General features: G+C 62.8%; 21 protein-coding genes and 2 riboswitches. Of the genes, 8 read left to right on the top strand and 13 right to left on the bottom strand.

The features are described 5' to 3' along the window. The first annotated feature begins 11 nt into the window (after nucleotides 1-11). Nucleotides 12-908 (top strand): hypothetical protein, encoded by an 897-nt coding sequence (locus ACNAOT_RS05460; protein ID WP_420180315.1) that lies wholly within the window; start codon nucleotides 12-14, stop codon nucleotides 906-908. Nucleotides 909-910: 2 nt separating this feature from the next. Next, complete coding sequence (locus ACNAOT_RS05455; RefSeq protein WP_420180314.1) at nucleotides 911-1,918, top strand: hypothetical protein; 1,008 nt, start codon at nucleotides 911-913, stop codon at nucleotides 1,916-1,918. Nucleotides 1,919-1,951: 33 nt separating this feature from the next. Here ACNAOT_RS05455 and ACNAOT_RS05450 read toward each other — a convergent pair whose 3' ends face one another. From ACNAOT_RS05450 to ACNAOT_RS05405, 10 genes are all read right to left on the bottom strand, one after another. After that, nucleotides 1,952-4,981 (bottom strand): alpha-mannosidase, encoded by a 3,030-nt coding sequence (locus tag ACNAOT_RS05450; RefSeq protein ID WP_420180313.1) that lies wholly within the window; start codon nucleotides 4,979-4,981, stop codon nucleotides 1,952-1,954. A gap of 127 nt (nucleotides 4,982-5,108) precedes the next feature. After that, on the bottom strand, nucleotides 5,109-6,020 hold the full coding sequence (fdhD, locus tag ACNAOT_RS05445; RefSeq protein ID WP_420180312.1) for a formate dehydrogenase accessory sulfurtransferase FdhD: 912 nt from the start codon (nucleotides 6,018-6,020) through the stop codon (nucleotides 5,109-5,111). A 1-nt stretch (nucleotide 6,021) separates the two neighbouring features. Then, nucleotides 6,022-8,328 (bottom strand): FdhF/YdeP family oxidoreductase, encoded by a 2,307-nt coding sequence (locus tag ACNAOT_RS05440; RefSeq protein WP_420180311.1) that lies wholly within the window; start codon nucleotides 8,326-8,328, stop codon nucleotides 6,022-6,024. A gap of 51 nt (nucleotides 8,329-8,379) precedes the next feature. Continuing rightward, entirely contained in the window at nucleotides 8,380-9,738 is a 1,359-nt protein-coding gene (locus ACNAOT_RS05435; RefSeq protein ID WP_420180310.1) for a molybdopterin molybdotransferase MoeA, read from the bottom strand. After that, the gene (locus ACNAOT_RS05430; RefSeq protein ID WP_420180309.1) at nucleotides 9,735-10,640 is read right to left on the bottom strand and encodes an NTP transferase domain-containing protein; all 906 of its coding nucleotides are present in this window, start codon (nucleotides 10,638-10,640) and stop codon (nucleotides 9,735-9,737) included. The genes ACNAOT_RS05435 and ACNAOT_RS05430 overlap by 4 nt, the downstream gene beginning before the upstream one ends. A gap of 43 nt (nucleotides 10,641-10,683) precedes the next feature. Then, a complete protein-coding gene (locus ACNAOT_RS05425) occupies nucleotides 10,684-11,184 on the bottom strand; it encodes an HNH endonuclease (protein ID WP_091465723.1) in 501 nt (166 codons plus the stop codon). Nucleotides 11,185-11,573: 389 nt separating this feature from the next. Next, nucleotides 11,574-12,371 carry an NlpC/P60 family protein gene (locus ACNAOT_RS05420; protein ID WP_420180308.1) on the bottom strand — a complete coding sequence of 266 codons (798 nt, stop codon included), beginning with the start codon at nucleotides 12,369-12,371 and terminating at the stop codon, nucleotides 11,574-11,576. 97 nt (nucleotides 12,372-12,468) lie between these two features. After that, the gene (locus tag ACNAOT_RS05415) at nucleotides 12,469-13,212 is read right to left on the bottom strand and encodes a C40 family peptidase (protein ID WP_420180307.1); all 744 of its coding nucleotides are present in this window, start codon (nucleotides 13,210-13,212) and stop codon (nucleotides 12,469-12,471) included. A 4-nt stretch (nucleotides 13,213-13,216) separates the two neighbouring features. Beyond that, nucleotides 13,217-13,386, bottom strand: a riboswitch (cyclic di-AMP (ydaO/yuaA leader). 138 nt (nucleotides 13,387-13,524) lie between these two features. Then, a complete protein-coding gene (locus tag ACNAOT_RS05410; RefSeq protein WP_091465718.1) occupies nucleotides 13,525-14,361 on the bottom strand; it encodes a M23 family metallopeptidase in 837 nt (278 codons plus the stop codon). 4 nt (nucleotides 14,362-14,365) lie between these two features. Further along, nucleotides 14,366-14,607, bottom strand: a riboswitch (cyclic di-AMP (ydaO/yuaA leader). Between the two features lie 183 nt (nucleotides 14,608-14,790). After that, complete coding sequence (locus tag ACNAOT_RS05405; RefSeq protein ID WP_091465717.1) at nucleotides 14,791-15,486, bottom strand: metal-dependent transcriptional regulator; 696 nt, start codon at nucleotides 15,484-15,486, stop codon at nucleotides 14,791-14,793. Nucleotides 15,487-15,779: 293 nt separating this feature from the next. Between ACNAOT_RS05405 and serC the strand changes: the two genes are divergently transcribed. Beyond that, nucleotides 15,780-16,910 (top strand): phosphoserine transaminase, encoded by a 1,131-nt coding sequence (gene serC, locus ACNAOT_RS05400; protein WP_091465715.1) that lies wholly within the window; start codon nucleotides 15,780-15,782, stop codon nucleotides 16,908-16,910. Between the two features lie 66 nt (nucleotides 16,911-16,976). Here the strand turns inward: serC and ACNAOT_RS05395 are convergent, their stop codons facing one another. Genes ACNAOT_RS05395 through ACNAOT_RS05385 form a run of 3 tightly spaced genes read right to left on the bottom strand, consistent with a single transcriptional unit; the run spans nucleotide 16,977 to nucleotide 19,310 of the window. Beyond that, nucleotides 16,977-18,284 carry an MFS transporter gene (locus ACNAOT_RS05395; RefSeq protein ID WP_420180306.1) on the bottom strand — a complete coding sequence of 436 codons (1,308 nt, stop codon included), beginning with the start codon at nucleotides 18,282-18,284 and terminating at the stop codon, nucleotides 16,977-16,979. A 43-nt stretch (nucleotides 18,285-18,327) separates the two neighbouring features. After that, nucleotides 18,328-18,918, bottom strand: a complete 591-nt coding sequence (locus tag ACNAOT_RS05390; protein ID WP_420180305.1) for a DUF3027 domain-containing protein — start codon at nucleotides 18,916-18,918, stop codon at nucleotides 18,328-18,330. An 8-nt stretch (nucleotides 18,919-18,926) separates the two neighbouring features. Next, nucleotides 18,927-19,310, bottom strand: a complete 384-nt coding sequence (locus ACNAOT_RS05385) for a cold-shock protein (protein ID WP_011773749.1) — start codon at nucleotides 19,308-19,310, stop codon at nucleotides 18,927-18,929. A 226-nt stretch (nucleotides 19,311-19,536) separates the two neighbouring features. Between ACNAOT_RS05385 and ACNAOT_RS05380 the strand changes: the two genes are divergently transcribed. From ACNAOT_RS05380 to ACNAOT_RS05360, 5 genes are all read left to right on the top strand, one after another. Then, complete coding sequence (locus tag ACNAOT_RS05380) at nucleotides 19,537-19,752, top strand: hypothetical protein (protein WP_091467555.1); 216 nt, start codon at nucleotides 19,537-19,539, stop codon at nucleotides 19,750-19,752. A 53-nt stretch (nucleotides 19,753-19,805) separates the two neighbouring features. Beyond that, nucleotides 19,806-22,271, top strand: a complete 2,466-nt coding sequence (locus tag ACNAOT_RS05375; protein ID WP_420180304.1) for a helicase-associated domain-containing protein — start codon at nucleotides 19,806-19,808, stop codon at nucleotides 22,269-22,271. 13 nt (nucleotides 22,272-22,284) lie between these two features. Continuing rightward, nucleotides 22,285-23,943 carry a DNA repair helicase XPB gene (locus tag ACNAOT_RS05370; RefSeq protein ID WP_420180303.1) on the top strand — a complete coding sequence of 553 codons (1,659 nt, stop codon included), beginning with the start codon at nucleotides 22,285-22,287 and terminating at the stop codon, nucleotides 23,941-23,943. 209 nt (nucleotides 23,944-24,152) lie between these two features. Further along, entirely contained in the window at nucleotides 24,153-24,626 is a 474-nt protein-coding gene (locus ACNAOT_RS05365; RefSeq protein ID WP_178994263.1) for a hypothetical protein, read from the top strand. A 12-nt stretch (nucleotides 24,627-24,638) separates the two neighbouring features. Further along, complete coding sequence (locus tag ACNAOT_RS05360; RefSeq protein WP_420180302.1) at nucleotides 24,639-26,762, top strand: multicopper oxidase family protein; 2,124 nt, start codon at nucleotides 24,639-24,641, stop codon at nucleotides 26,760-26,762. The last annotated feature ends 15 nt before the right edge of the window (nucleotides 26,763-26,777 follow it).

Here is a 26,777-nt window from a genome sequence, read left to right as displayed (position 1 = left end):
GGGATAAGAATTTGGAAGAGACAATCAGCGAGCCCGGCCGGGGTGGCTCCAAGCGTACGGCAATCATTGTGGTTGCCATAGTGATCGCCTTGGTAGCCGCAGGGCTTGGCACTTGGTTCGCCCTCTCCCGCTCGGCAGGACCAGGCCGTGCCGATGTTTTCCGCCTGGACAAGCAACGCGTCATCGTGGACAACTCGATGAACCTCTATGACCCCTTGGTCCAACAGTTTTCGGGCCGGTACTCGAACGCCATTTCCGAAAGAGCGGGACAGGCGGAAGAGGACAAAGTCCTCAGCCAGGACCGTGAACGGATCGTGCGTGAGTCACAAGCAAATCGTGACCGCTTGGAACACATGGCGGTATCGCCGGCCATGCAGGATCAGGAAGTCGCCGAATCCTTCAACCGCTTCAAGGACCAGTACGGTGCGGTGATCGCCTATAACGATCAACTGGTGGTCAACACTTCCAACATCTACCGCTCTGTGGGCGGGCCGTGCGCGGCCCTGCATTCATCGCTGAACGTTGCGAGCGAATCCTACGCACAGGACTACGTCAAGAGTGCTGATGAGTGCCTGGCAGCGCTGAACACGGCCAAGGAAGGTGCCGACGCCGAGACCACCACCTTGCTCACGGACGTTGAGGCCGTCATCAGAGGCCAGCGGGACAAGCAACAGGAAGTGCTCAATAGCAAGGACACCTTTGAGCGCCTCAGCAAGAGCACCCTTGCGGGCATTGCACTGTTGGATATCAATGATGCGTTCGCCAAGGCCCAAACAACATATGAAACTGCCACCAAGGACAAATACTCAAAGATCATCGAAAGCGCCAACAGCTCAAACTCCGAATTCGAAGGCGTACTCAAGAAGAGCTTGGAACAGTTTGATGCAGCATCCGGTGAGGGGAAATAGTGATGACCATTGAACCCGTTCGCAGTAAGCGCCGTCCGGTCCTTATCGCTCTTGCCATTGCCGTTGTGCTGGCGGTCGTTGCCTCAGTAGTGGTGATCGCCTTGACCAACTTCGCTGGTCAGCAGCGCAGGGAAAGCCTGGCCCTCGTGAAAGATGAGCGCCTAACGGCACTCGTTGAGGCTAGGGACAAGATCCAGCCCGCGGTCAACGCCTACCTGGCCGCCTACAAGAAGGCGCGCAACGCCCCCGCTTCACGTGAGGACGCTGAGAAGAACTCCGCCAAAGAGCGGGACGAGTTCCAACAGGCCGTCAATTCCGCACGGACTGCCATGAGCGATGTGCAGAATGGGTATGGCGCAGGTGAAGAAACGGATGGGATCGGTATGGCTGTAGCCCAGCTGGGCGATTCCTACCAGACCTACCTCGACTCCATGGAGGGCCTGGTGGAGTCATACCCCCGGTTCGAAGGCCTGTTCAGGGAAGATGCCGGGTGCAGCGGACTCTTTGTGGGCTCCAAAGCTGCCAACCTCCGGGAACGCCAAACGCTCTTGGCCCAAGCAGCTGTTCCTTGCCGGGAAGCCGTCAATCAACTCAAGCAGTCCAAGAACGTCTCCTACGTTGAGTTTGCCCGCACCTTGGACAACGAGATTGCACAGCTGGAATCGCACGCAGAAACGACCGCGAAGTCCGAGGAGAACTACAACGAATTCGTTCGGCTCAAGGATGAGTACGTCAAGAAGATCGATGACGCCACCGCCCGGAATGCCCCGGAAGCGGAATACCTCAAGTTTGCCGACGAACTCAAGGCTCTCAACACCCGGATAAAGAACAACAGGTCAGAGTTCGACTTCGCCGCAAAACGCTACGTTAGCGGAGTAAAGGACATGCCCACCTTGGTTGAGGATGTCTTCTCGAAGGACGTCGCAGCCCAAATCAAACACCATGACACTGTGATTCCCCTTCGGGTTCAAGTGCTGAAAGATGCTATCGACGCAGAACTGGCAGAGTGACCCCAACGGGCAGAGCCACTCCGCGGGCAAACCTCAGCGAACAAACCGCAGCGTTACCAGCTGGAAAGGCCGGAGCACCAGCTTGACCACGGGCCCCTCCTCCACAGCCACTCCGGGGGCTTCCGAGGGGCGCTCCAGCAAGTCCGTGGCAGATGCATCAGAGCACTCAAAGTTGGCCGTTAGGAGGCCCGTTGAGCGCTCCCCCAACGACTCGTAAAGCCGGACAATAACATCGCTCGAACCGTCTTCGGCCAGCTTGACAGCCTCCACCACGATTGCCGGATTGGACACGGAAAGCAGCGGTTCCACGGGCCTTTCGCCAGAGATGAACCTCGGCTTCAGGTTGGTGCGGTAGCCCTCTTCCACGGCATCGGCGATCGCAGCGCCCGGCCTGATGGATACCTCAAGTGTGTGACTTCCGCGGTCTGCTTCCGGGTCCGGGAACCGGGCGGAGCGAAGCAGCGAGGTGCGGACCGTCGTCGTGGTTCCGCCATCGGCACGGACGGCCCTGGTGACGTCGTGCCCGTAGCTTGAGGAGTTGCTTACTGCAACGCCGTAGCCGGGCTCGGCGACGTGGATCCAGCGGTGGGCGCAGATCTCAAACTTGGCCGCTTCCCAGGATGTGTTGGTATGCGTCGGCCGGAAAACGTGACCGAACTGGGTTTCCGACGCTGAACGATCCGCCCTGACATCCAGCGGGAAAGCGATCTTGAGCATCTTTTCGCGTTCCTGCCAGTCCACCGTGGTGGCGATCCCCAACGACGCCGCACCGGCGTCGAGAGTCAGGCGTTGGGTGATGGTCGAGGCACCCACCTTGCGTTTGACCACGACGACGACGCCGGCCGGCGAACGCTCAACATCGACGCCATCCGCTTGGGTCAGTGGTGTGACGTTTCGGCGATAGAATTCTTCGATGTCCCAGGCGTCCCACTCGTTTGGAGTGTCCCTGAAAAGCTCGAGCAGGTTCCCGGCCTGTCCTGGAGCGATGGCGTCGCGGCCGCTGGCGTGGTCAATCAGGGAGGTCAGCAGGCCGTCCTGGTTCAGGACCGCGCGGATGATGCCGTTGTCCAAGACGTAGCCGTCCTCCAGCTCGTCAAGCTGAACCCTGGAATCCGGCGTCGTTGCCTGGGCCGCACCCAATGCAGGCACGCCGTTGCGCTGATGCGGCGCGGCGTTCAAGAGGAACTGCTGATCCCCCTCACCTACCAAGGCCTGAGCGGCCTGGTTGATGATGTCCTCGAGATTCCTGGCTATGGCCTCGTAGTTGCGCTCCGCATCCTCGTGGACCCAGGCGATGGAGCTGCCCGGAAGGATGTCGTGGAACTGCTGGAGCAGGACCAGCCGCCAGAGACGTTTGAGTTCGTCCGCGGGATAGGAATATGCCGCACCGAGCCGGACAGCGGCAGTGGCACACCACAGCTCGGCCTCACGCAGGAGGTGTTCGCTCCGACGGTTGCCACGCTTGGTCTTGGCCTGGCTCGTGTACGTTCCACGGTGCATTTCCAGGTACATCTCACCCACCCAGACCGGGAGATTGCTGTACTCGGCCTCGGCTTTCGTGAAGAAGTCCTTGGCAGTGCCCATGCGGACCTTCGGGGAGCCTTCCAAATCCGCCGTACGATGCGCAGCGGCAACCATTTCGCGCGTCGGTCCGCCACCGCCGTCGCCGTAGCCGAACGGCACCAAGGACATGGTCCCGCGGCCGTGCTCGCGGTAATTACGCTGTGCATGCGCCAATTCACGTCCGTGCAGTTCAGCGTTGTAAGTGTCCACGGGCGGGAAGTGCGTAAACAGCCGCGTGCCGTCGATGCCCTCCCACGCAAAGGTATGGTGAGGCATCCGGTTGACCTTGTTCCAGGAGATTTTCTGCGTGAGGAACCAGCGCGAACCGGCTTCCTTGACGATCTGAGGAATGGCACCGGAATAGCCAAATGAATCGGGAAGCCAGGCTTCCTGGCACTCGATATCGAACTCGTTCAGGAAGAAACTCTTGCCTTCCACGAACTGGCGGGCCATGGCCTCGCCGCCTGGCATATTGGTGTCTGATTCCACCCACATGCCGCCCACCGGAACGAACTGGCCAGCCTTCACTTTTTCCCTGATGCGCACAAAGAGCTCAGGGAAGAACTCTTTCATCCATGCCATTTGCTGGGCCGAAGAGCAGGAGAAGACGAAGTCCGGGTCTTCATCCATCAAGGCCACCACGTTGGAGAAAGTACGGGCACATTTGCGGATGGTTTCGCGGACGGGCCACAGCCAGGCGGAGTCGATGTGTGCGTGGCCGGTAGCCAGGAGCTCATGGGCGGACGCGTAGGCGGGACGGCTGAGGACCTGCGTCAGCTCTGCACGGCCTGCGGCAGCGGTTCCGGCAATGTCGTCCGGATCCATAATGTCCAGCATGCGTTCAAGCGCGCGCAGGATCTCATGGCGCCGGGGCATGTCCATGGGAAGTTCGTGCATCAAGCCGCTGAGGGTCCAGATGTCCTGGTTGAGTTCCCACACGGTTTCGTTCAGTTCAGCGATTGCTATGCGGCCCAGGCGGTACCGGGGCTCCTCGCCGGAGGTGGCCTTATCCCCCAACGATGTGGGGGCGAAGGACCATCCCTGCGCTACATCCGGGTTGGCGGCAGCCTCCACATAGAAGTCAACGGAGTGCCCTCCGCCCAGAAGCTTGAGCGGAACGTGGAAGTTCCTGGGCGAGATCGCCTTGATGATGCTTCCATCGGAGCGCCATGCGGTGCCTTCACACTGAAACCCCGGGACATCGCTGTTGAAGCCAAGATCGACGATGATCTCCACAGTGGTGGAATCCGTCATTCCCCAGTCCTGCGGCACCTCTCCCTGGAGGCGCAGCCACTTGGTGCTCCAGGCCTTGCCCCACGCGGCACCGGGCTCCTGCGGAGTGAAAACCTGGCGCAGCGCTTCCGCGGCGGGCACGGGTTCGCCCGGCGCGTCCCAGCTGCTGAGCTGAAGCGGAATCGCCCTGCCGTAAATGGCCGGAAGAATGCGTTCCCGAACAAATCGGTCTAGACGCTGTTCAGTGATCCGGCGGTCGTCGTGCAATTAATTCCCCTTTGGGCGTTCGCTGGGTGACAGGGCTTGTTACCGCGCCCCGAGAATGCTGGGCACGGGCGGCGAATCTTGGGTCGCCGTGCTTCCAATCGATGGATAAAATCTACGTTGTTCCAGCTCAATAGCCAAGTGATTGCCGGCTATCCCCCACGGCTTGCGGGTCCGTTTGAGCATCTTCTGCGACGATTCTGTCCCGCCCGGCATACACATTGAGGCTGAGCCCGCGGCTGAAACCGGCCAAGGTAATCCCCGTTTCCTCCGCCAGTTCCGCCGCAAGGCTGGAGGGTGCGCTCACAGCCGCCAATACGGGTATTCCTGCCATGGCAGCCTTCTGGACGAGCTCAAACGAAGCCCGGCCCGAAACCTGAAGGACAGTCCCCTTGAGGGGCAACATACCCGCCCGCAAGGCCCAGCCCACCACTTTATCCACGGCGTTGTGCCTGCCCACGTCCTCCCGGAGGCAGAGCAGCTCCGTGGTGCCGTCATCGTGGATCCTGAAAAGGCCGGCAGCGTGCACGCCACCGGTCTTGTCAAAGACCGCCTGCGCCTCACGGAGGCGGTCCGGCAAGGCGGCGAGCGCCCGTACCGGAACAGTGATGCGGTCTTCCTTGGGGCTGTGGTGCGAGGACTTGCGAACGGCATCAATGGAGTCCGTGCCGCAGATTCCGCACGAGCTGGAGGTGTAGACGTTGCGGCCGGTGTCGGGTCGTTCAACGTCAGGCCGAAGCTGTGCATCCACCACGTTAAAGGTCTGCACCCCGTTCTCGTCCTCACCAGCGCAGAAACGCTCCGAGACCAGCTGACCCGGCTCCCACACGATCCCTTCCGAGACCAGGAATCCCGCAACGAGGTCGAAGTCGTCTCCGGGGGTCCGCATGGTCACGGAGAAAGACATGTCACCCAAGCGGATCTCCAGCGGTTCCTCCACGGCCAGGACGTCTTCCTTGAAGCGGATGGGATGCTCCAAAGCCTGCGGTGAGCCATCCAGGACAAACTTGTGAACCTTGCGGCGCTGGGTTACTCGTCCCATATCAGGATCCGTTCTCCTCATGCTTCACGAAGCGCACGGTCATTGCTTTGTAGCCGGGGGTGTTGGATTCCCGGGCAACCAGTTCCCGGTGCACCAGGGCGTTGGCCTCCGGGAAGTACGCTGCGGCGCATCCTTTGGCTGTGGGGTACCCGATGAGGCGGAACTTGTTGGCACGGCGCTCCGTCCCCGCGAAAGTAGAGATGACATCCACCAGGTCGCGGTCCTCGAAGCCCAGTTCCTGCAGGTCACCAGGATGGACAAGGATCACCCGGCGGCCGTCTGAGACACCGCGGTACCGGTCATCCAGGCCGTAGAACGTGGTGTTGTATTGGTCGTGGCTGCGGACAGTCTGGAGGATCAGATGGCCTGCCGGTGCCTCAAGGTACTCAAGCGGCCGAACGGAGAAACGCCCCTTACCGATGTCCGTGGCAAAGGTACGGGTATCCCTGGGAGGGTTGGGGAGGACGAAGCCGTTCTTGGTGCGGACCCGGGCGTTGAAATCCTCAAAGCCCGGAATGACGCGGGAGATATGGTCGCGTATCACGTCGTAGTCCTCGGCCATGGCACGCCAGTCCACACTGTGGCTGTCCCCCAGCGTCGCTTGGGCCATTCGTGCCACAATCACCGGTTCGCTCAGGAGGTGTTCTGAAACAGGCTCCAGCCGTCCCTGCGTTTTGTGGATGACGGACATGGAGTCCTCCACCGAGAGGAATTGCTTGCCTTTGGGGTGCTTGTCATCAGTGTCCGTCCGGCCAAGCGTGGGCAGGATCAGGGACGTCTTGCCGTGGACGATATGTGCCCGGTTGGGCTTGGTGGAGATGTGGACGGTGAGTCCCGCCTTCTTCAGGCCATCTTCCAAGGCTGCGGTGTCAGATCCAGCCGCCGCGAAGTTTCCACCCATCGAGACGAAAACATCCACTTCACCCTTTTCCAAGGCGTGCTGGGTTTCCACTGAGTCGTAGCCGTGATCCCGCGGCATGTGGAAGCCGAACTCCTTGTCCAGCGCGGCCAGGAAGGATTCCTTGGGTTTCTCCCAGATGCCCATGGTCCGGTCGCCCTGCACGTTCGAGTGGCCCCGGACGGGACAGGCGCCGGCTCCCCGCTTGCCGAAGTTGCCCTGCAGCAAAAGCAGGTTGATGATCTCGCGGAGCGTATCCACAGAGTGCGGTTGCTGGGTCAATCCGAGCGCCCAGCAGATGATGGTTCCCTTCGACTCCGCCATCATCCCGGCTGCGTTGGTGATCTCTTCCCGGCTCAGCCCTGTTGCGCGTTCCGTCTCAGCCCAGTCCAGCACCGAACGGGCTTCCTTATAGGCTTCGAAGCCTTCGGTCTGCTTCCCGATGAAGGAATGGTCGACGACGGTCCCTGGTTTGCGTTTCTCTTCCTCCAGGAGCAGGTGGCCCAGCGCCTGGAACAACGCGAGATCGCCGCCCACTTTGATCTGCAGGAACTCATCTGCGATGGTGGTGCCGCCGCCGATAACACCGTTGAGGGACTGGGGGTCCTTGAAGTTCAGGAGGCCGGCTTCGGGAAGCGGGTTGACGGCGATGATTTTTCCGCCGTTGTTCTTGCAGTCACGGAGGGCGGACAGCATGCGCGGGTGATTGGTTCCCGGGTTTTGGCCCACAACCAGAACCAGCTCCGCATGGTGGATGTCCTCCAGGGAAACAGTGCCTTTGCCGATTCCGATGGTCGGGTTGAGGGCGCTGCCGGAGGACTCGTGGCACATGTTGGAGCAATCTGGAAGGTTGTTGGTGCCGAGGCTCCGCGCGAACAACTGGTACATGAAGGCCGTCTCGTTGGCCGTCCGGCCGGAGGTGTAGAACACACACTTGTCAGGTGTGGTGGCGTTGATGTGTTCGCCGATCAAAGCGAAGGCGTCAGTCCAACTGATCGGAGAATAGTGGGTGTCGCCTGGTTTGATGACAACCGGCTCGGAAAGTCTTCCTTGGCTTCCCAGCCAGTACTCCGTCTTGTCCTCGAGGTCCGCAAGGGAATGCTTCGCCCAGAATTCGGCACCTACTGTCCGGGTGGTGCTCTCCTCGGCGATGGCCTTGGCGCCGTTCTCGCAAAACTCTGCGGGGCTGCGCCTGCCGGTGATCGATTCCGGCCATGCACACCCAGGGCAGTCAAAACCATCATGCTGGTTGACCCTGAGCATGGAACGGACCGTGCGGGTCACTCCGGCTTGGGCGTAACCTCGTTCAAGGGCAACCGTGACAGCTTTAAGGCCTGCCGCGGCTTGTTTGGGCGGGTGGATTTGCAGGTCATCTTCGTTGATGTCCTGTTCTGGAGCATGCCTGTTCATGAGTCCATCATTGCACTTTGTCCTCAGTCCAGAATCCGCTCAAGGCGTCCCTCAAGCGTCCAACGCGCTCCAGTCAACCGGTCCGGAAGGAGCCTTCCTCTGTTGCCGGGGCGCGGCTTTTCGGGCCTTGTCCTCCGGCGCCTTCGGCACGGGCAGCGGTTTCCCCCAAGGCAATGCGAACGCTGGCACCATCTCGCCCAACTGGACACCGTGGGGCGGCACCACCATTACACCGTGTGCGCCCGCCAAGCCACGCATCATTCCGGGACCTGCATGCTGCGCCGGCGACGCCAGCCCGTACACGAGCTTGAACGGCATCAAGCGGGTCCGTCCGGGGTCGGCGTCGATAGTGGTGCCACAGGGAACCTCACCCACTTCTTCCAAGCGACCGTGGCCCAAAGCAGCCAGTAGCGGGCCCCCGACGGTAAACAAGGCCATCATCGCGGCGAGCGGATTCCCCGGCAGCCCCAACACAAACCGGCCATCAGGCAGCTCCGCCAACACGGCAGGATGGCCCGGCCGCATCGCGATGCCATCGATCAGCAAACTGCCTCCCAGCTCAGCCACGGCTTTGCGGAGGTGGTCCGTTCCCGAGCGTCCCGTTCCGCCCGTAGTAACAACGACGTCGGCAGGGGCCTCCGCTTCGATGTACGGTTCGTCCGGTGTCAGTTCATCTGCTGAGGGCTCTGTGTCCCGAAGTGCGGCAATCCACTCCTCGTAGCTGTCGCCCACCTTGAGCTGCTCCCCTGCTATACCGCCCAAGAGCCCGACGACGGCACCCAGCTGCGGGCCGAAGGTGTCCCTGACCTGCCCGGGCATGGGAACACCCCGTGCCACGACTTCCGAACCCGTCAGGAGGAACCGGACCAACGGTTTTCCGAGGACTTCCAAGTGGTCCAAACCCGCCAGCGCTGCCAAGGCAATATGCGCCGGATTCAATACTGTGCCGGCTTTCAACAGGACGTCACCCTCAGCGGCCTCTTCTGCAGCTTTACGAATGTGTTGCCCGTTGCGGGGCTCGCCTGGTTTGGCGGTGCCGCCCAGCGCAAGAACCGGCAGGCCGTCGTCGTCCGTGGTAATAACGCCGCTCTCGCTGCGCAGAACAGCCTTGGCACCGGGCGGTATCAGACCGCCGGTGACAATGGGACTCGCTTGGTGCGGTGCGAGCCGCTGCCCGGGCTCGGTCAGGATCCATGGACCGCTGCCGTTGACGGCCCACCCGTCCATGGCCGACGAAGCATAGTGGGGCATGTCCTGCAGGGCCAGGGCATCGGACGCCAGGGTGCGGCCGAGTGCGGAGCTGAGCGGCACGGGCCCCGGCGGAATGGGAGCAGCAACATCGAACGCGCGCTGCCGGGCCTCCTGCCAGGTGTGTGCCGCGTGATGGCCCTCGTTGGGGGCCGTCGTCATTCCGGGTCAGTCCCGGACTCCGAGTACTCCTTGGCTACTTTGCGGGCCAGTTCCAAGGCAGCGTTCATGGACGCATCATCGCTGGCCTGACCGATCCCCCGGGCCATGCCTGCCGCGTATCCGGCAATGAACGTAGTAAGGGGCGCGGCGGGGCGCACCACTGAATGTGCTGCCACCCCAGCAACCGCGAGTACCTCGTTAACGTCCACTTCCACGCCCTCAAGCTCGAAAGCCTGCAGCAGTGTGCGGCACCATTCCTCGAGCGTCTCTTCCTGGCTCTTCACGTCCGCCTCCAACTCGTAGTTAATGCCCAAAGCCGCGGCGTCCTCCCACGTATCCACGTCATCCGTGGACCCCGCGGGGACGTCAACGTCCAGCACGTTCAGCCTAGCAAGCAGGCGGAACACTGAAGAGTTCGTTAACCCCGAGCCTCCGGAAGCTACGGCCACTTCCCTTTCCAACGCAGCTGTACTGTAGGCGCCCAGGAGTGGCTGCTTCCGTCCGTCAGGAGAGACAGCCATGGCTCCTTCCACGTTTGGACTGGATGCGAGGGCAGCCCAAAGAAGGTCTACGCCGCGGGAAGCGTGCGGCATATCGCATGCCAGCACCAGGGTCCACGGGGTGCTCGGACTATTCTTCAACGCAGCCAGGCCGGCCGCGATTGCCGCAGCGGGACCGGCGAAGACCGGTTCTTCCCGTGCCCGCAGAACGCCGACCGGTAGTTGCGTGCTTTCCGACCCGACCGGAACGTCCGGTCCCACCACCACCACAGCCGAAGCACCCCGGGCCGCCTGCAGGGCATGGGAAAGGAGGGTGCCGCCGTCGTACTTCAACGATGGCTTGGGCACGCCCCCGAGACGGGTGGCCCGGCCACCCGCCAAAATCACGGCATTGAACTCCATCCGCCCAGATTACCCGGGACGGCTGGAGACCAGCAGAAATCGATCAGGCAGCGGATTCCGGCAACAGGAACGGGTCCCAGTCCGGCGCAGGTTTCTCGAGTTCTTTGATCTGCCACATGGTTCCCTGGGGCACGCCGGGCTTGAAACGGAGATTCCAACCCATCTCTGCCAGCGTGTGGTCGCTCTTGGCGTTGTTGCATTTCAAGCACGCCGCAACCAGGTTTTCCCAGGAATCCGCGCCGCCCCTGGATTTGGGGTGGACGTGGTCTATGGTGTGGGCTGTTTTCCCGCAGTAGGCGCAGCGATGGCCGTCGCGGCGAAGTACCCCGCGGCGACTCACGGCGGTAATCCTGTTGTACCGGGGACGGATGTAGCGGTTGAGGAGGATCACGGAAGGTCTTCCGAGTATCTCCTGTGGCCCGACGACAGGCTCGTCGCCTTCGGCCACCACGCTAGCTTTCCCAGTGAGCACAAGGACCAGCGCCCGGCGGAATGTTATTACCGCCAGCGGTTCATATCCAGCATTCAGAACGAGTGTGCGCATGCACGTACCTCTTCACGGCCGCACCCGTCAGGGGCACGAGGGCCGGCTGCCCTCTGCATGTACGGGCTGTGGATCGACAACATAAGGGTAAGCACTTATATGCCGTATCAACGAATTTTTCCGTCGTTTCGCGTGCAGTGTCGGCAAAAGTTCATGCGCGGTTAAAGGATGTGGCGGAAAATCAAAGGGCCACTTGGTGTGCCGCCACCACCTACTTTGAGGGGCATAACCGCCCCGACACACGTGATTTGCGGCGAGTCGGGCGGCTTTCAGAACCAAAGTGGGTGGTGGCCGCACGCCCACTACTACTGGCATCCCACGAGCCGGCAAGGGTTAAAGCAGAACACCCCGCCGGCCAAAGCCAGCGGGGTGCTCTTACGCGATGTGGATCAGCCGTTGACGCGGATGAAGACCGGGCCGGAGCCCACGTTGGCGCTGAACAGTGCCGTGGTGGATCCGTTCCATCCACCGTGAACTGCTTGGCCGTTGCCGACGTATACAGCGATGTGGGCCTGTCCGGCCAAACCGCCGTTGGCGTAGTAGGCGAGGTCGCCGGGCTGGGCTTCAGCTGCACTCACGGTGCGGCCAAGGGAGAGGTAGCCAGCGGGCCAGTCGTGGAAGTTGATACCCACGGCGGCCAGGGAGTTGGTCACAAGCATGGTGCAGTCCTGGGTGACGCCGAGCTGGGCGTAAGCTGCAGCAGCGATAGCGGCACCGAGGCCGCTGGATGCGGCGGGAGCTGCCGGAGCGGGGGTCGCGTTGCTGACGGCAACGGTTGCGTTGGCTGCCGGAGCTGCGTTGGCGGTAACCGCGGTTGCCTCGTTGCTCTCGACCTTGGCTTCAACCTTGGCCGGAGCTTCCTCGACTACCACGGGAGCCGGGGCTTCCACCGTTGTGACCACGGGGCGCTCGTAGGAGATGGCCACAGTGGAGTCCGCGGCGATGGTGGCCTGGACTACCGACTGCACGTCAAGAGTGGACGTGGACGTCGATTCGCGATCCACGTTGGTATCGGCAGCGTTGGCTGCGATGCCACTGGTCAGGACCAGGCCTGAAGCTGCGGCAATAACTGCCGCCTGGCGGCCAACGCCACCGGCGTTGTTGCTGACGGCCTTGGCGATGACGGCAAGCGAGCTGGTCTTGGGGGCCTCAGCGCGGTGCCGTGCAACCTTGTTTGCACTGGTCATGATTTTCTCTTTTCGTATCCGCATGCAGTTGGGGTGCACGCGGGTAGTGGGTTGGCCAGCATGTGGGGAATGCCGGCCGACCCCGAACCGGATTTTTCTAGCGGAGGGTGTAGAACGAGGAGGTGCCGGTGGACGCTACGGAGTGCAGCAGCGTTCCCTGGCCGGGGTTCAAAGCGCTGATCATCATGCCGTTGCCGACGTAGATGCCTACGTGGGCTCCGCCGTTCTGCATGACGAGGTCGCCGGGAGCAGGAGTGCTGGTGGGCGTCATGGCCGTCCAGGCGTTGACGCGGGGGATGCTGATTCCGGCCTGTGCGTAGACCCACTGGGTGAAGCCGGAGCAATCCCAACCGTTGGGTGTGGTTCCGCCCCAAACGTAGGGAGAGCCGATGCCGGTGTAGGCAATGGCGGCGAGACCGGAGGCAGCTGCACTGGAGGCCGAATCCTTGGCCTCGGAAGACTTCGCTGTAACTGCTTCCGCTGTTTCTTCGCTGGTGGCCGCCGCGCGCTCGGTAACCTGCGCTGCGCGCTGTACTACCTTGGGGGCTTCCAGGGTGACCACGGTGGGGCTCTCGAAGGAGACAGTGGCTGTCGGTTCTGCGGTAATCACCGCGGTAGCAACCAGCTGTTGGGTGCTGGAGGCCTCCGACTTGGAAACGTCGGTGTCTGTTGCTTGTGCCGGCAAGCCGACGGTGAGGACGAGGCCTGAGGCTGCTGCAAGGACGGCGGCCTGGCGGCCCACGGTACCTGCGTTGGAGGAAACAGCCTTGGAAAGAGTGTTCAACGGGTTCGTGCGAACCGTTTGGGCGCGATGGCGCGCAGGGGTAGTGCGTGATGACACGTAGGTAGCCTCTCCCAATGCCTGCGAGGTGAGCTGTCGGATTCGGATGGGAGTCATCCGGCCGCGCTGCTTCCAAGGAAGCTTTTGCGACTTAACCCCAAGGCCTTCTTTCGAAGGCCAGAAGTGGTTCCCCCGCCCCTGCCAGACGATTTATGCGAACGGACCTTGAGCGGTGGCAGAGCTAGGCAATCCACTCAAGTGCACCGGCCCCCTAAAAAGCCGATGCGCTCTGTACGCTACAACACTTGAAAGCGAATGTCACATTCAGGTCACGGGGCGTCCCGCTAATGCGAGAGGCAACCATCAAATGGCTTAGAGCCAACCCATGGGGTCTACAACTTCACCGTTGACCTGGACCTCGAAGTGGAGGTGGCAGCCGGTGGAAGCGCCCGTGGTGCCGCTCAGGGCGACGGTGTCGCCGCGGTTTACGGTCTGGCCTACCTGGACGGTGAAGGACGACAGGTGGTTGTACGTGGTCTCGAGGCCATTGCCGTGGTCAACGACAACGCGGTTGCCTCCGCCGTACTCGTGCCATCCGGCGAACGTAACCTTGCCGGTGGCCGCTGCATGCACAGCCGTGCCGCACTGGGCAACGAAGTCCTGGCCACGGTGGAAGTCACCTGCGCCACCCGTGAGGGGGCTGATGCGGTAACCAAAAGGGGATGCCGTAGTGAGCGTGTCCAGGGGGCTGGCCATGCTGCCAACGGACGAGGCCCGCTGGATGCTCTCAGTCGACTGCGCGCTGAGCAGCTGCTTCAGCTTCCCATCGGGGTCGGCAGAAGTGGCGACGGCGGCGCGGCTGAAGTCGATCTTGGCTGACGCGGCGGCGGAAACCTCGGGCTGGCTGCCAGCGGGGGCGGCGACGGCGAGGGCAGACTCAGTCTGGCCTGATTCCGAAGTGGCCATGACGGGACTCGTGGCCGGCAGACCGACAGTCAGGGCAAGTCCGGTGGCGGCAAGCGCAACACCGGCCTTCTGCCCGACGCCGCTGGCAGCGGCGAAGTCGGCAACCTGGCGCAGCGGGCTCTTACGGCGGCGCACCTGACGCTCGGTGTCGCGAGGCCGGATCTCCGTTACGACGGTGGCTGGCCGCAGCTCAGCAGCGGGGCCGGACGCGCGGCGGCGACCCCTGACGTTCTGCGATGTCAAACTCTGTTCCTCTCTCAAAAGCCTGCGAAGTTAGCTGTCGGATTCGGGTCAGAGAGTACAAAGACCCGGTCCGCACGAGGCGCTCACGGCACACAGGTATCCCAAGAGGGACTTGCATACGTGGGCACTTCTGCTGCGGACTTCACCCCAAGGCTGCTTCTTTAGACAGCCGCTTGTGGTTCCCCCGCCTCTGCCAGTGGTGGGTGGCACACCTGATCCGCTGGCAGAGCTCGGCTCCGGATCAGGTAACGCTTTGGTATCAGCGCTAGTAGATAACTATAGGGGATTAAGGCTCTTGGTAATAAATTCGTTATCAACAGGAGCGGGGCAAGCGAAGGAGGCCCTTATCATCAATTTTGAAAAACCGCAGGTCACACGCGCGCCGAAGGCGCAAAAGTGAGGTTTGACACTGTGCTGGCCCGGTGCCGGTCAGCTGAGGGAGACGAAGACGTGCGCAGCAACTTCAGGAGGTAGCTCCAAGGCGCCCTCGATACCCGGGACGCGGACCGAGATGTACTCACCGACGCGCTCCAGCGACACTGTTGCGCCTGGACGGATTCCGCCCTCATCCAACTGGGTGAGAAGTTCCGGCTCGACTTGGATGGGCTCCGCAAGGCGGCTGACCACAACGCGGGAATCAGTGGCGTAGCCGTCCATGGCCTGCAGCAGATTGACATCCAGCCGGGGGAAGGGCTGGCTGGCGAGGCCACCAAGCGCCTCAAGCCCCGGGATGGGGTTGCCATAGGGAGACTCTGTGGGATGCTCCAGGAGCTCGTAAAGCCGGCGCTCCACGCGCTCACTCATGACATGCTCCCAGCGACACGCTTCATCGTGTACGTAGGCCCAGTCCAAGCCAATAACGTCGGCCAACAGGCGCTCCGCAAGGCGGTGCTTGCGCATGACCTCTGTGGCGCGTTTCCGGCCCACTTCAGTGAGCTCCAGGTGGCGGTCGTTGGACACAATCACCAGGCCGTCGCGCTCCATGCGTCCGATGGTCTGGGAAACCGTGGGTCCGGAGTGGCGCAATCGCTCGGCAATGCGGGCCCGGAGAGCCACTATGTTCTCTTCTTCAAGCTCCAAAATGGTCCGAAGATACATCTCAGTGGTATCGATCAGATCCGTCATCCAGCTCAGCTCTCCTCGAACGCAGTTCCTTGCGTAATCTCCACCGTACCGCGTCCCCAGCAAGGGCGGACGGTGTGCACCGCCGCCCCATGAACGCCAACCACCAGCCTAGCTTATTTGGAATTACTCTGGATAATTCCGGTCGCATCCGGTTCATTTGCATTCCACGTGGCGGACTATGACGGCTGCAGGTTCCTGCGCCCGGGCCGTGTCAGGCAGAATTAGGGTGTCGAAGGGGCAGTTGATGCCCCATGCCACCTCCCATCTCTAGCCGACACCCATTGGAGCCCTACGTGAGCGACAACAGCATCACCATTCCCGCCGATCTGCTGCCCAAGGATGGACGCTTCGGCGCTGGACCGTCCAAGGTTCGCCCGGAACAGATCGAAGCGTTGTCTGCCGCATCGACCACCATCCTCGGCACCTCCCACCGCCAGGCTCCGGTCAAGAACCTTGTGGGTTCGGTCCGCGAAGGACTCAGCCAGTTCTTCCGCGCACCTGAAGGCTACGAGGTTGTCCTCGGCGTTGGCGGCTCCACGGCGTTCTGGGACGTGGCTGCATTTGGCCTGGTCGAGAAGAAGGCCCAGCACCTCTCATTCGGCGAGTTCGGCTCAAAGTTCGCTGCTGCTACCAACAAGGCACCGTTCCTTGATGCTTCGTCCATCATCAAGGCTGAACCCGGCACCCGCCCCGTGGCCGCGGCCGAAGCCGGCGTGGACGTCTACGCTTGGCCCCAGAATGAAACGTCAACCGGCGTGGCCGCTCCCGTAAAGCGCGTGCAGGGTGCCGACGACGGCTCGCTGGTCCTCGTGGACGCCACCTCAGCGGCCGGCGGACTGGACGTTGACGTCGCCGAGTCGGACGTCTACTACTTCGCCCCCCAAAAGAACTTCGCCTCCGACGGTGGCCTCTGGCTGGGCCTGTTCTCCCCCGCCGCCCTGGAGCGTGCGGCACGGGTCAAGGCCAGCGGCCGCTGGATCCCGGACTTCCTGGACCTGCAGACCGCCATTGACAACTCCAAGCTGAACCAGACCTACAACACGCCTTCGCTCTCCACCTTGGTGACCTTGGACGCGCAGGTGCAGTGGCTCAACAGCAACGGTGGCTTGGACTTTGCCAGCAAGCGCACGGCAGACTCCGCCAACCGTATCTATTCCTGGGCGGAGGCCTCGGAGTACGCAACGCCCTTCGTCACCAACGCCGAAGACCGCTCCAATGTCATCGCCACCATTGACTTCGATGACTCCATTGACGCCGCAGCCATTGCCAAGGTCCTGCGCGCAAACGGCGTCGTGGACACCGAGCCGTACCGTAAGCTCGGCCGCAACCAGCTGCGCATTGCCACGTTTGTGGCCATTGAGCCGGACGACATTTCCGCGCTGCTCGCGAGCATCGATTACGTCGTGGGCGAGCTGAAGAAGTAGCACCACGGGCCTTGGTCGGCGTCGTGCGGGTAGCTCCCGGACGGCGCCGCCGCCGTTTAAGGCGCGTTATGCGCCCTGCCGGCCTGCGCCGTCGTCGTCCGCCTCCGGACGGGAAAGCAGCGACTCCACCCGAAAGTACTTCAGTCCGCGGGCCCGGCGGTCGAAGCGGAGCCGCAGCTGTTTCGCGCGGATAATCCACAGCAAACCCACGACGGCGGTGCTGACGCCGGCAACCGCTGCAACGCCGACCGCCCATCGAGGGCCACCGACGTTGGCCACCAAGCCCACCAACGGTGCACCGATGGGAGTGCCGCCCATGAAAATGGCCATATAGAGGGACATGACCCGCCCTCGCATGACAGCCTCGGTGGTGGATTGCACGTAGCCGTTGGCGCTGGTGATCAAGGTCAGGGCGAACAGGCCACAGGGAACCAAAGCGAGCCCGAAGAGCACAGCGTTGGGTGCCAGGGCGGCCAGGGCGCTGGCCACGCCGAAGCCGCCGGCCGCCCCGAAGATCAACCTGAGACGCGGCCTTCCGCGTCGGGCAGCCAACAGTGCACCGGTCACCGACCCGATGGCCATGACCGAGTTCAACGCTCCGAACGCGCCGGCGTCCATGCCGAACTGGGTCCCCACCATCGCGGCGATGAACAGGGGGAAGTTGAGTCCGAAAGTGCCCACAATAAAGATCGCCACCAGGACCACCTGAATATCCGGCCTGTTCCTGACGTAGCGCAACCCCTCCCGGATGCGCCCTTTACCCGCCGCCGCCCTGGGCTGGATGCGGAGCGACGATGCGGGAATGAGTTTGAGCGCCCAGAGCATGGCCACGAAGGACACGGTATTGATGAGGAACACCCAGCCGGGGCCCACCACCACCGTCAGCACACCGGAGACCGCGGGCCCGATCATCCGGGCCACATTGAAGGAGGCACTGTTGAGGGCCACCGCGTTGGGAAGGTAATCGTCGGTGACGAGCTCAGAGACGAAAGTTTGTCGGACCGGAGCGTCCAGGGCGGTCACGATTCCCAGGAGCAATGCAAAGAGGTAGACATGCCAAAGTTCGGCGATGCCCAGCAGTACCAGCACGCCCAACCCCGTGCTGAGGAGGGCCATGGCCACCAGGGTGAGGAGAAGCAGCTTCCGTCGGCTATATCGGTCGGCCAGTAACCCCGCCCACGGAGCAAGGAAAAGCTGGGGCCCGAGTTGGAGGGCCAAAGTAATGCCCATGGCACCGGCATCATGCGCTGTCAGGTGGTCAAAGACCAACCAGTCCTGCGCCGTGCGCTGCATCCACGTGCCGATGTTGGAGATAAGCGCACCGAAGAACCAGATGCGGTAGTTGAGGATTCCGAGTGACCTAAAGGTGGACATCAGCGTCCGCCTTCACTGTGGTCACCCCGGGTTTCCGCAACGCCTATTCAGCCCCGGCTTCGTCGTCGTCATCCTCATCCGAGTCATCGTCCTCGGCGTCAGCGTCCTCCGAGTCAGCGTCAGCCGGTTCGGTGGCTTCGTCTTCGGCCGCCTGCACGGACTCTTCCGAAACTTCCTCAACTGTCTCTTCGACCAGCGGCGTCTCATCCTCGGGGCGGACGCGCTTGGCCCACGGCACCCATTCGGGAGCCAGGATCGAGTCCTCGGAGGGCAGCAAACCGAGCTCGCTCACGGTCACGATCTTGGAGCGCGAGTTACGGGTCACCACGGCATACCACTGCCAGCCGCCGTACCCGGCGAGCCGGGATTCGAACAGGTGGGTCACCACGCGGTCGCCCTCCGACTTCGCCCCAAGGTGCGCCCCGACTTCGCCCGGGTTGGCTATGCCTTCAACTGCCTCACGTGCAGTATCGACGGCGGCAGCCAGGAACGCGTCCGGCTTACCGGTGCGCCACACGGGCAAACCGGCGCGGGACTTGGCCGCGACGGGCTTCCGCGCGGGGGCGTCCCCGTTTCCAGGAGCCTGGGCAGCGCCGGGGCCTACCTTGGTGTCCTGTGCGGATTCCGATGTCATGGCCGGTCCTAGGCTTCCAGCTCGTCGGCAACCTTGCGCAGCGCCATGCTGATTGCCTTGGCCTTGTTGCCGTCGGGGTACTTGCCTGAAGACAAGGAGCCGGAGAGGTTGTCCAGAACGGTGACCAGGTCCTGCACCATAGGTGCAAGGTCCCTGGCGTTCATGCGCTTGGCCTTGGCAATGGACGGTGTCTTCTCCAGGACACGGAGTCCCAGTGCTTGTGCTCCGCGGCGGCCGTCAGCCACACCGAACTCCACGCGGGTTCCGGCTTTGAGCTCCGTTACGCCCGCGGGCAGGGACGTCTTGGGCAGGAATACTTCCTGGCCGTCTTCAGCCGCGAGGAATCCGAACCCTTTTTCCTTGTCATACCACTTGACCTTGCCGGTAGGCACGTAATCAACCTTCTTCGTTCTTGCTTTTGGGAGACACGTCGGGCACTCACCGCATCCACAGGGATCTGCGGGATCGAGGGTGACAGCCCGGTCCGTGTTGGTCTGTTCCTTCAAGGTTATCCTGCCTGACCCCCTATTCCCGCTTTGCCGCGACCACGCAGTACGCGAACAGGACAAGAGCCGCAGCAATGAACCGCCTTCGCGTGCTGCTGCTAGCGTTGTGGGCATGACTTCCCCGGGTTACCGCCGCCCCATCATGATCATCGCTGCCGTCATTGCCGTCATCTCTTTGGCTGCCGTCGGCACGGTCATGGCTGTGGCGTTCAACGGTGGCGTGCCGCCGGTATGGGTAACGTGGACGGCCCTTTACGGACTCCCCGTGGCCTTCATGCTCGCGGTAGTCCTGGTTGTTGACTCCGTACGCCAACGCCGCCGACAGTAACCTCCTGACCCGGTGACGGGCACGAGCGGCCCGGGGGCGGTAACGTTGGATTGATGTCCCTTATACGCGCGCTCAGCAAGGAACTCGAAGCGCGCAGCGACAATTCGCTGCGGGCCTTGTTTGCCGCGCGACCGGACCTGATCTCCCCCATGGCTCCCGACTTCCCGGCTTTGGCTGCCAGGGCTAGCGCCCGAGTCAGTGTCCAGAGGGCTTTGGAGCGGTTGAACAAGCCTGAAATGCAGGTCCTGGAAACACTTCACCTGTGCACCAATGCCGATACCGGCCACAGTATTTCCGCGGCCGGGTTGAAAAAGGTCATTGCCGGTTCCACCCTTTCGGCGCTGGACCCCATCCTCGCCAAATTGCAGGAATTGGCGCTGGTACACAGGGCAGACCCACCCGCTGGCTCGCCGGCAACGTCGTCCCGTCAGCGCTTCTACCTTCCCGTGGGCAGCCTCAAGGACGTCATCGGCATCTACCCGGCAGGGCTCGGACGCAGCTACACCGAACTTGTACGGCTCCAACCGGCCTTTGCCCAGCGGGTAGTGCAGTTGGTGGCCGAGCTACATCAAAGCGGCGCGGGCATCCACCCCGCCAGCACTCCGATGGACGCAGCCTTGGCATTGCAGCGTTGGACTTCCTCTCCTGAGAACCTTCGTGCCATCCTCGCCACGGCGCCGGAGCGGACGGTGGGCTTGTTGGACAAGTTCGGCAGTTGGGCCATGGGCGCGGTACCCCAGGCACAGCGCCGGGCGTCGGTCACCCACGAAAGCCACGACGTCGGGCCTATCGATTGGCTGTTGGCGCGCGGCTTGTTGGTCCCTCTGGACGCCGGCCACGTGGAGCTGCCCCACAGTGTGGGTCTTGCCTTGCGCGGAGGCGCGATCGTGGATGATTTCACGCTGGCGCCACCTGTTCCGGAGCTCGGCCATACGAGTGCCGCCCTGAGACGCAACGCGGCCATGGGGGCCATTGCCGAAATTCTGCGACTGACTGCCGAGCTGTTGTTCGCCGTCCGGGAGCAACCCTTGGCTACCCTCCGTAGCGGCGGTGTTGGTGTGCGTGAGCTGCGGCGTTTGGCGGAGTCGATCCGGTTGGGCGTCCATGAGACGGCCGTCCTCTTGGAATTGTGCGCCATGGCCGGGCTGCTCCGCTTGGAGGTGGACAGCTCCACGTGGATTCAGCCGCCGACGCTTGAATGGCTTAATCTGCCGAGGCAAGAACAGTGGCTGTGGCTGGTCAACGCCTGGCTGGCGAGTGAGCGAGCACCCTCCCTGGTGGGACAGCCGCTCACTGGTCCGTCCGCCTCGGCCGCCCACCAAGGCGCAGCCGGTACCACCATCAACGCCTTGTCCGCGGAAGCGCAGCGGCCCGACGCCCCGGTGGTACGCCGCCGGGTCCTGGAAATCCTCAACGAGCTCACCGTGGAGGCCGCAGCACCGGATGGAAAGGCACCCGTTTTGGATGCCCGAGCCGTCCTGCAGCGTGCAGAATGGGCGCAGCCGCGGATGTCCCGACGGTTCAGTTCCCTGGTCCGCGGCATCCTGGAGGAAGCCACGCTCCTGGGGCTGATGGGATCGGGTGCGTTGACCCAGCTGGGTTCGGCCATCGCTGACGGCCAACCGGACAAGGCCATGACCATCCTCGGCGAGCATTTGCCCGCCGCCGTGAACCACATCCTCCTCCAGGCCGATCTCACGGCTGTGGCGCCCGGCTACCTCGCGCCGGAACTCAGTGAAACCCTCCTGTTGATGGCCGATGCAGAAGGTCAGGGCCCAGCATCGATCTACCGGTTCTCTGCCAGCACCATTCGCAGGGCGCTCGACGCCGGACAGGATGCGGAATCGCTGCTGGCGTTTCTCCGTGAGCATTCCGCCACGGACGTACCCCAACCATTGGAGTACCTTGTCCAGGACACGGCCTCCCGGCATGGCCGCCTTCGTGTCGGCACGAGTGCCAGCTTTATTCAGAGCGACGACGAAACAGCCATCACCGATCTCCTCCGCGAGGCCCGGACGTCAGCCTTGAGCCTGGTGCGCATCGCCCCCACTGTCCTCACTTCCTCTGCCAGCCCGCGCGAAACGGCGCGTGTCCTGCGCGAGCTGGGCCTCTCGCCTGCCGTGCAGGAGGCTGAACCCGCCGTCGTGCGCTTCAAACGGACCACGGCAGTGCCAGGCAGCGCCCGCCCGGTTTATACGGCGCCCAGAACAGCACCGCCGGACGACGACGTCGAGGCACAGCTTTCGGTCCTGCGGCAACACCGCGCGGTCCCGGCCGAAGCGACGGGCGAGGCGTCTACCCAACTCGGCTTGGAGACCCTCCAAACCGCCATTCGGCTAAAACAGGCTGTCACCATGAACGTGGTGGACAGTTTGGGGAATGCCAACACCGAAACCGTTGTTCCTGTATCCGTCTCCGGCGGGCGTGTCAGGGTTTTCGATCCCGCCAAGGACACCGAACGGGTGTTGTCCATCCACCGGATCATCGATGTGGAACCCGCAGGAGAACTGCGTTCATGAAGAGGATTAAACAGTGACCGACGGTCCGCTGATCGTACAAAGTGACAAGACCATCCTGCTGGAGGTCGACCATGAGCTGGCTACGGAGGCCCGGCACGCAATCGCCGCCTTCGCCGAGTTGGAGCGCGCTCCGGAACATATGCACAGCTACAGGCTGACGCCGCTGGGCCTCTGGAACGCCCGGGCGGCAGGGCTGGATGCGGAGCAGGTGCTGGATACGCTGCTGAAGTATTCCCGTTTTCCCGTGCCGCATGCGCTGCTGATCGACATCGAAGAGACCATGTCCCGCTACGGCCGGCTCCGGCTTGAAAAGGATGCACAGCACGGACTGGTGATGCGGACGGACGACTACCCCGTCTTGGAGGAAGTCATCCGTGCCAAGAAAATCGCTCCCCTGCTGGGGCCTCGGATCGACGGCGAAACCGTGGTGGTGCATTCGTCCCAGCGTGGACAGTTGAAGCAGCTGCTCCTCAAGTTGGGCTGGCCCGCAGAGGATCTTGCCGGCTACGTTGACGGTCAACCGCACCTCATCATGCTGGACGAAAGCGACTGGCAACTGCGCCCGTACCAAAAGCTGGCCACGGAAAACTTCTGGGCCGGCGGCAGCGGCGTCGTCGTGCTTCCCTGCGGTGCGGGAAAAACACTGGTGGGTGCGGCAGCGATGGCCACGTCCTCCACCACCACGCTGATCCTGGTCACCAACACCGTCTCTGCCCGGCAGTGGAAGGATGAACTGCTCAAGCGGACGTCCTTGACCGAAGACGAGATCGGCGAATACTCCGGCGCGGTCAAGGAAGTCCGGCCGGTCACCATCGCCACCTATCAAGTCCTCACCACAAAGCGCGGTGGCCTGTACCCGCACCTGGAACTCGTTGATGGGCACGACTGGGGCCTCATCATCTATGACGAGGTGCACCTGCTCCCTGCCCCGATCTTCCGGATGACCGCGGACCTCCAAGCCCGCCGTCGGCTCGGCCTCACGGCAACGTTGGTCCGGGAGGACGGCCGGGAAGGTGAGGTGTTCAGCCTCATCGGGCCCAAGCGCTACGACGCACCGTGGAAGGACATCGAGGCGCAGGGTTACATCGCGCCCGCTGACTGTGTTGAAGTCCGCGTGGACCTACCCCGCGACGAACGGGTGGCCTACGCCATGGCAGATGACACCGATAAATACCGGCTCTGCGCTACTTCGGAGACCAAGACAAAACTGGTTGAAGAACTTGTGGCAGTCCATAAGGGCGAGCAGTTGCTGGTGATAGGCCAGTACATCGACCAACTCGATGAGATCGCCGAACGGCTTGACGCTCCCCTGATCAAGGGCGAAACCAGCGTCAAGGCACGGCAGAAGCTCTTCGACGCGTTCCGCAAGGGCGGGATCCACACGTTGGTGGTGTCCAAGGTGGCCAACTTCTCCATCGACCTCCCCGAAGCGTCGGTCGCCATCCAGGTCTCAGGTTCCTTCGGCTCGCGGCAGGAAGAGGCCCAGCGGTTGGGACGCCTCCTTCGTCCCAAGCAGGACGGCCGGGCGGCCAGGTTCTACTCCTTGGTAGCGCGGGACACGCTGGACCAGGATTTCGCCGCGAAACGCCAAAGGTTCCTGGCCGAGCAGGGCTACGCGTACAGGATCATGGACGCCAAGGACGTTGGCAAGGACGTTGGACAGGAACAGTAGGCAGCCCCCGCCGGAACAATAATCCGCAGGCTCTTGCTATTCATCTCCAGCAACTTTACGATTCCAAGTGAAGCTCTCCGCCCTTTATGGTTGCCCCTGGTCCAGGCAACCCGGCGGCCAGCCGTCGGCAGTGGGGGAAGCCCGCAGCCAGGGAGCCGACGGTTTGAAGGCCTAGAAGAATCTGTGAATTGATTACCAGAGGATTCCCCATGCGCAAAGCCCTCCTGGTCCTCTCCGCGATCGTCCTGCTGTCAGCACTCGCACAGCTGTTCTTCGCCGGATACTTCCACTTCCAAAACACCATCGAAGCCCAGCGTGAAGCTGGCGTCTACCATGCCGTCAATGGCCAATATGTGCTGCGGTACTCAGCATTGCTGGCAGCGATCGTAGCAGCGATCGCCAAGGTGGGGTCCCGCACCATCTGGTTGGCCGCGGGCATCTTCCTGCTGACCTGGCTTCAACTTTTCATCTTCATCATCGGCGGCATGCTGACCGGTTCCTCACCGGAATTCATCACTCCGGCAGGCTCGTGGGTAGTCTCCATCCACCCGATAGTTGGCGTGTTGATGATCTTCATGTCCTATTGGTTGTTCAAGCGTGCCCGCGCGGCAGCCCTCAACCCTCAACCGCTGCCTCCCAAGGCTGCCTCCTCGGATGCTTCCACATCCTCCAGCACAGCGTGAGCACTTGCAGCTGTGAACACCTCGCAGCTGCTGGCGGTGGACCTGCTACTGTCCGTGCTTGCGGCCAGCGCGTGGATTGCCGCTGCTTGGATGACCGCGTCGTTGAGCGACAAGCCGCGCCGGAGTGACCTTGGGCTGTTGTTAGTGGGTATAGCCGTCGCAGTGACAGTGGGACGGTACGCATTGCTTCCCGCTTTGGTGGCGGGCAGTTGGTGGTTTGCCAGCGAACGCATAACCATCAATGTGCCTCTGACCGCCATCCCCGCGGCTTGGGCCGCGGCGGCCGGTGTTCCGTTCTTGCTGAGGAGGCGGAACACCGGCCCCAAACCTGCTTCACAAGATCCGCGACGATCCCGCGAGTGGGCGGTGCTGGCAATCATCGCAGCTGCCGTGTCAGCTGTGGCATCACTCGCCCTGACATTGCTCCTGGGGCCATTCCCGGCTCCTTGGAGCCTTGTGGTGCTGCTGTTCATGGTGACAGCGTCCGTGCTGATCGCCAAGCTCGCACTGTTTTCGCCACGACCTTCGTCGAGAGGCGGTACGCAGTTAAACACGGCCGTTCGGACAGGACGTCGAGGCGGCGCTTCTCCCGCCGGCATGCGTCCGACGGCGGCTACCGCGGTTGCAGGACTCATGATCTGTACGGCTTTGGGCTCCGGAGTCTTTGCCTGGCTTGGGAGCCGGTCCGCCGACGGCGCAACGATCGCTGCCGCCGTCGCGCATCACGGCGGTGCCGACGTCGTGGTGACGGATCCGACGTCGGTCACCAGCCTGGTCGGCGAAACTTCCGCCAACGCTGTGGTCCGGCGATACGAACTGACTGCCCGTGTGGAACAAGTAGTGCTGCCATCCGGGCACACCACGGAGGCGTGGACTTACGGCAGCCTTCCGGGTCCAGCCCTGGAGGCCCAACTCGGCGAAGTGATGGAGGTGCTGCTGACCAACCGTGATGTGACTGCCGGCGTGACCCTTCATTGGCACGGTTACGACGTTCCCAACGCCATGGATGGGGTGGCCGGGGCGACACAGGACGCCGTCATGCCCGGGGAATCCATGACCTATCGCTTCCTTGCCGCCCAGGCAGGCACCTACTGGTACCACACGCATCAAGATTCAGCCGAGGGGGTCCGCAAGGGCCTCTACGGCACGTTCGTTGTGCACCACCCTACTTCGCCCCGTGCCGACACGGACGTTGTGGTGGCCGGGCACGACCTCAGCGGTCTGGGGTTGCTGGGCTCCTCAGACCGTGCCACCGTGCATACTGCTACCCCTGACTCAAGCGTGCGGGTCCGGCTCATCAACACCGATTCCGTGCAGCAGCGATACCTCATCCAGGGCACGGCCTTCAAAGCCGTTGCGGTTGATGGAAGCGAGGTGAACGAGCCGCAGGAAGTGACCCACAAACTGGTGCGGCTTGGCGCCGGCGGCCGAGTGGACATCGCCTTCACCATGCCTGACTCCACCGTCACCGTTCGTTCGGACGCTGCGGCCAATGCCGTAGTCGTCATCGCCCCGTCTGGCTCCGCCGTCGCGGATCAAGCAGCCAAACCCGAGGAGATGGTTGCGGAAAAGGCACCAGCAGGCGTTTTCGTCACCATGCCCGTGCTGGACCTTTTGGAGTATGGCAAGCCCGTGGGCGGGGAACTGGATGGTGCTGGGGAACTGGATGGTGCTGGGAAGGCGGCAGAGCTCGTCCGGCCGATCACACGCGAAGAAGTGATGGTGCTTGACCGGCAGTTCCGATTTGTTGACGGGATTCCCCGGTACGCGTTCACCGTGAACGGGGCAGCATATCCGCTGGTTCCGTCCATCGAGGTTGCCGAGGGCGACACCGTAAAGGTGACGGTAGTGAACCGCACCTCCGAGCCGCATCCCATGCATCCCCACGGACATCACGTGCAAGTACTAAGCAGGAATGGCATAGCTCCAAGTGGATCACCGCTCATCCTGGACACCGTGGATGTGTTGCCGGGCGAAGTGTGGGAGTTGCTGCTTCACGCCGATAACCCAGGCATCTGGATGGACCACTGCCACAACTTGGACCACGCCGCCGAGGGGATGATGATGCTGCTGAAGTACCGCGGTGTGTCATCGCCGTTCGTGCACGGCGGACACTCCAACAACCGGCCGGAGTGAGCTGGTCGGGCCGAG

Origin of the sequence: Paenarthrobacter sp. TA1.8, assembly GCF_048595705.1 — a bacterium.
Lineage (GTDB): Bacteria > Actinomycetota > Actinomycetes > Actinomycetales > Micrococcaceae > Arthrobacter > Arthrobacter nitroguajacolicus.
Note: the sequence above shows the minus strand (reverse complement) of the source record. Positions and strands in the feature narration are given on the sequence as shown.

Excerpts from the sequence above, each read along its gene's own strand:
- ACNAOT_RS05455 (WP_420180314.1), top strand. The coding sequence starts at position 911 with ATGACCATTGAACCCGTTCGCAGTAAGCGCCGTCCGGTCCTTATCGCT.
- fdhD (WP_420180312.1), bottom strand. The coding sequence starts at position 6,020 with ATGGGACGAGTAACCCAGCGCCGCAAGGTTCACAAGTTTGTCCTGGAT.
- ACNAOT_RS05440 (WP_420180311.1), bottom strand. The coding sequence starts at position 8,328 with ATGAACAGGCATGCTCCAGAACAGGACATCAACGAAGATGACCTGCAA.
- ACNAOT_RS05435 (WP_420180310.1), bottom strand. The coding sequence starts at position 9,738 with ATGACGACGGCCCCCAACGAGGGCCATCACGCGGCACACACCTGGCAG.
- ACNAOT_RS05430 (WP_420180309.1), bottom strand. The coding sequence starts at position 10,640 with ATGGAGTTCAATGCCGTGATTTTGGCGGGTGGCCGGGCCACCCGTCTC.
- ACNAOT_RS05425 (WP_091465723.1), bottom strand. The coding sequence starts at position 11,184 with ATGCGCACACTCGTTCTGAATGCTGGATATGAACCGCTGGCGGTAATA.
- ACNAOT_RS05420 (WP_420180308.1), bottom strand. The coding sequence starts at position 12,371 with ATGACCAGTGCAAACAAGGTTGCACGGCACCGCGCTGAGGCCCCCAAG.
- ACNAOT_RS05405 (WP_091465717.1), bottom strand. The coding sequence starts at position 15,486 with ATGACGGATCTGATCGATACCACTGAGATGTATCTTCGGACCATTTTG.
- ACNAOT_RS05395 (WP_420180306.1), bottom strand. The coding sequence starts at position 18,284 with ATGTCCACCTTTAGGTCACTCGGAATCCTCAACTACCGCATCTGGTTC.
- ACNAOT_RS05390 (WP_420180305.1), bottom strand. The coding sequence starts at position 18,918 with ATGACATCGGAATCCGCACAGGACACCAAGGTAGGCCCCGGCGCTGCC.
- ACNAOT_RS05380 (WP_091467555.1), top strand. The coding sequence starts at position 19,537 with ATGACTTCCCCGGGTTACCGCCGCCCCATCATGATCATCGCTGCCGTC.
- ACNAOT_RS05375 (WP_420180304.1), top strand. The coding sequence starts at position 19,806 with ATGTCCCTTATACGCGCGCTCAGCAAGGAACTCGAAGCGCGCAGCGAC.
- ACNAOT_RS05365 (WP_178994263.1), top strand. The coding sequence starts at position 24,153 with ATGCGCAAAGCCCTCCTGGTCCTCTCCGCGATCGTCCTGCTGTCAGCA.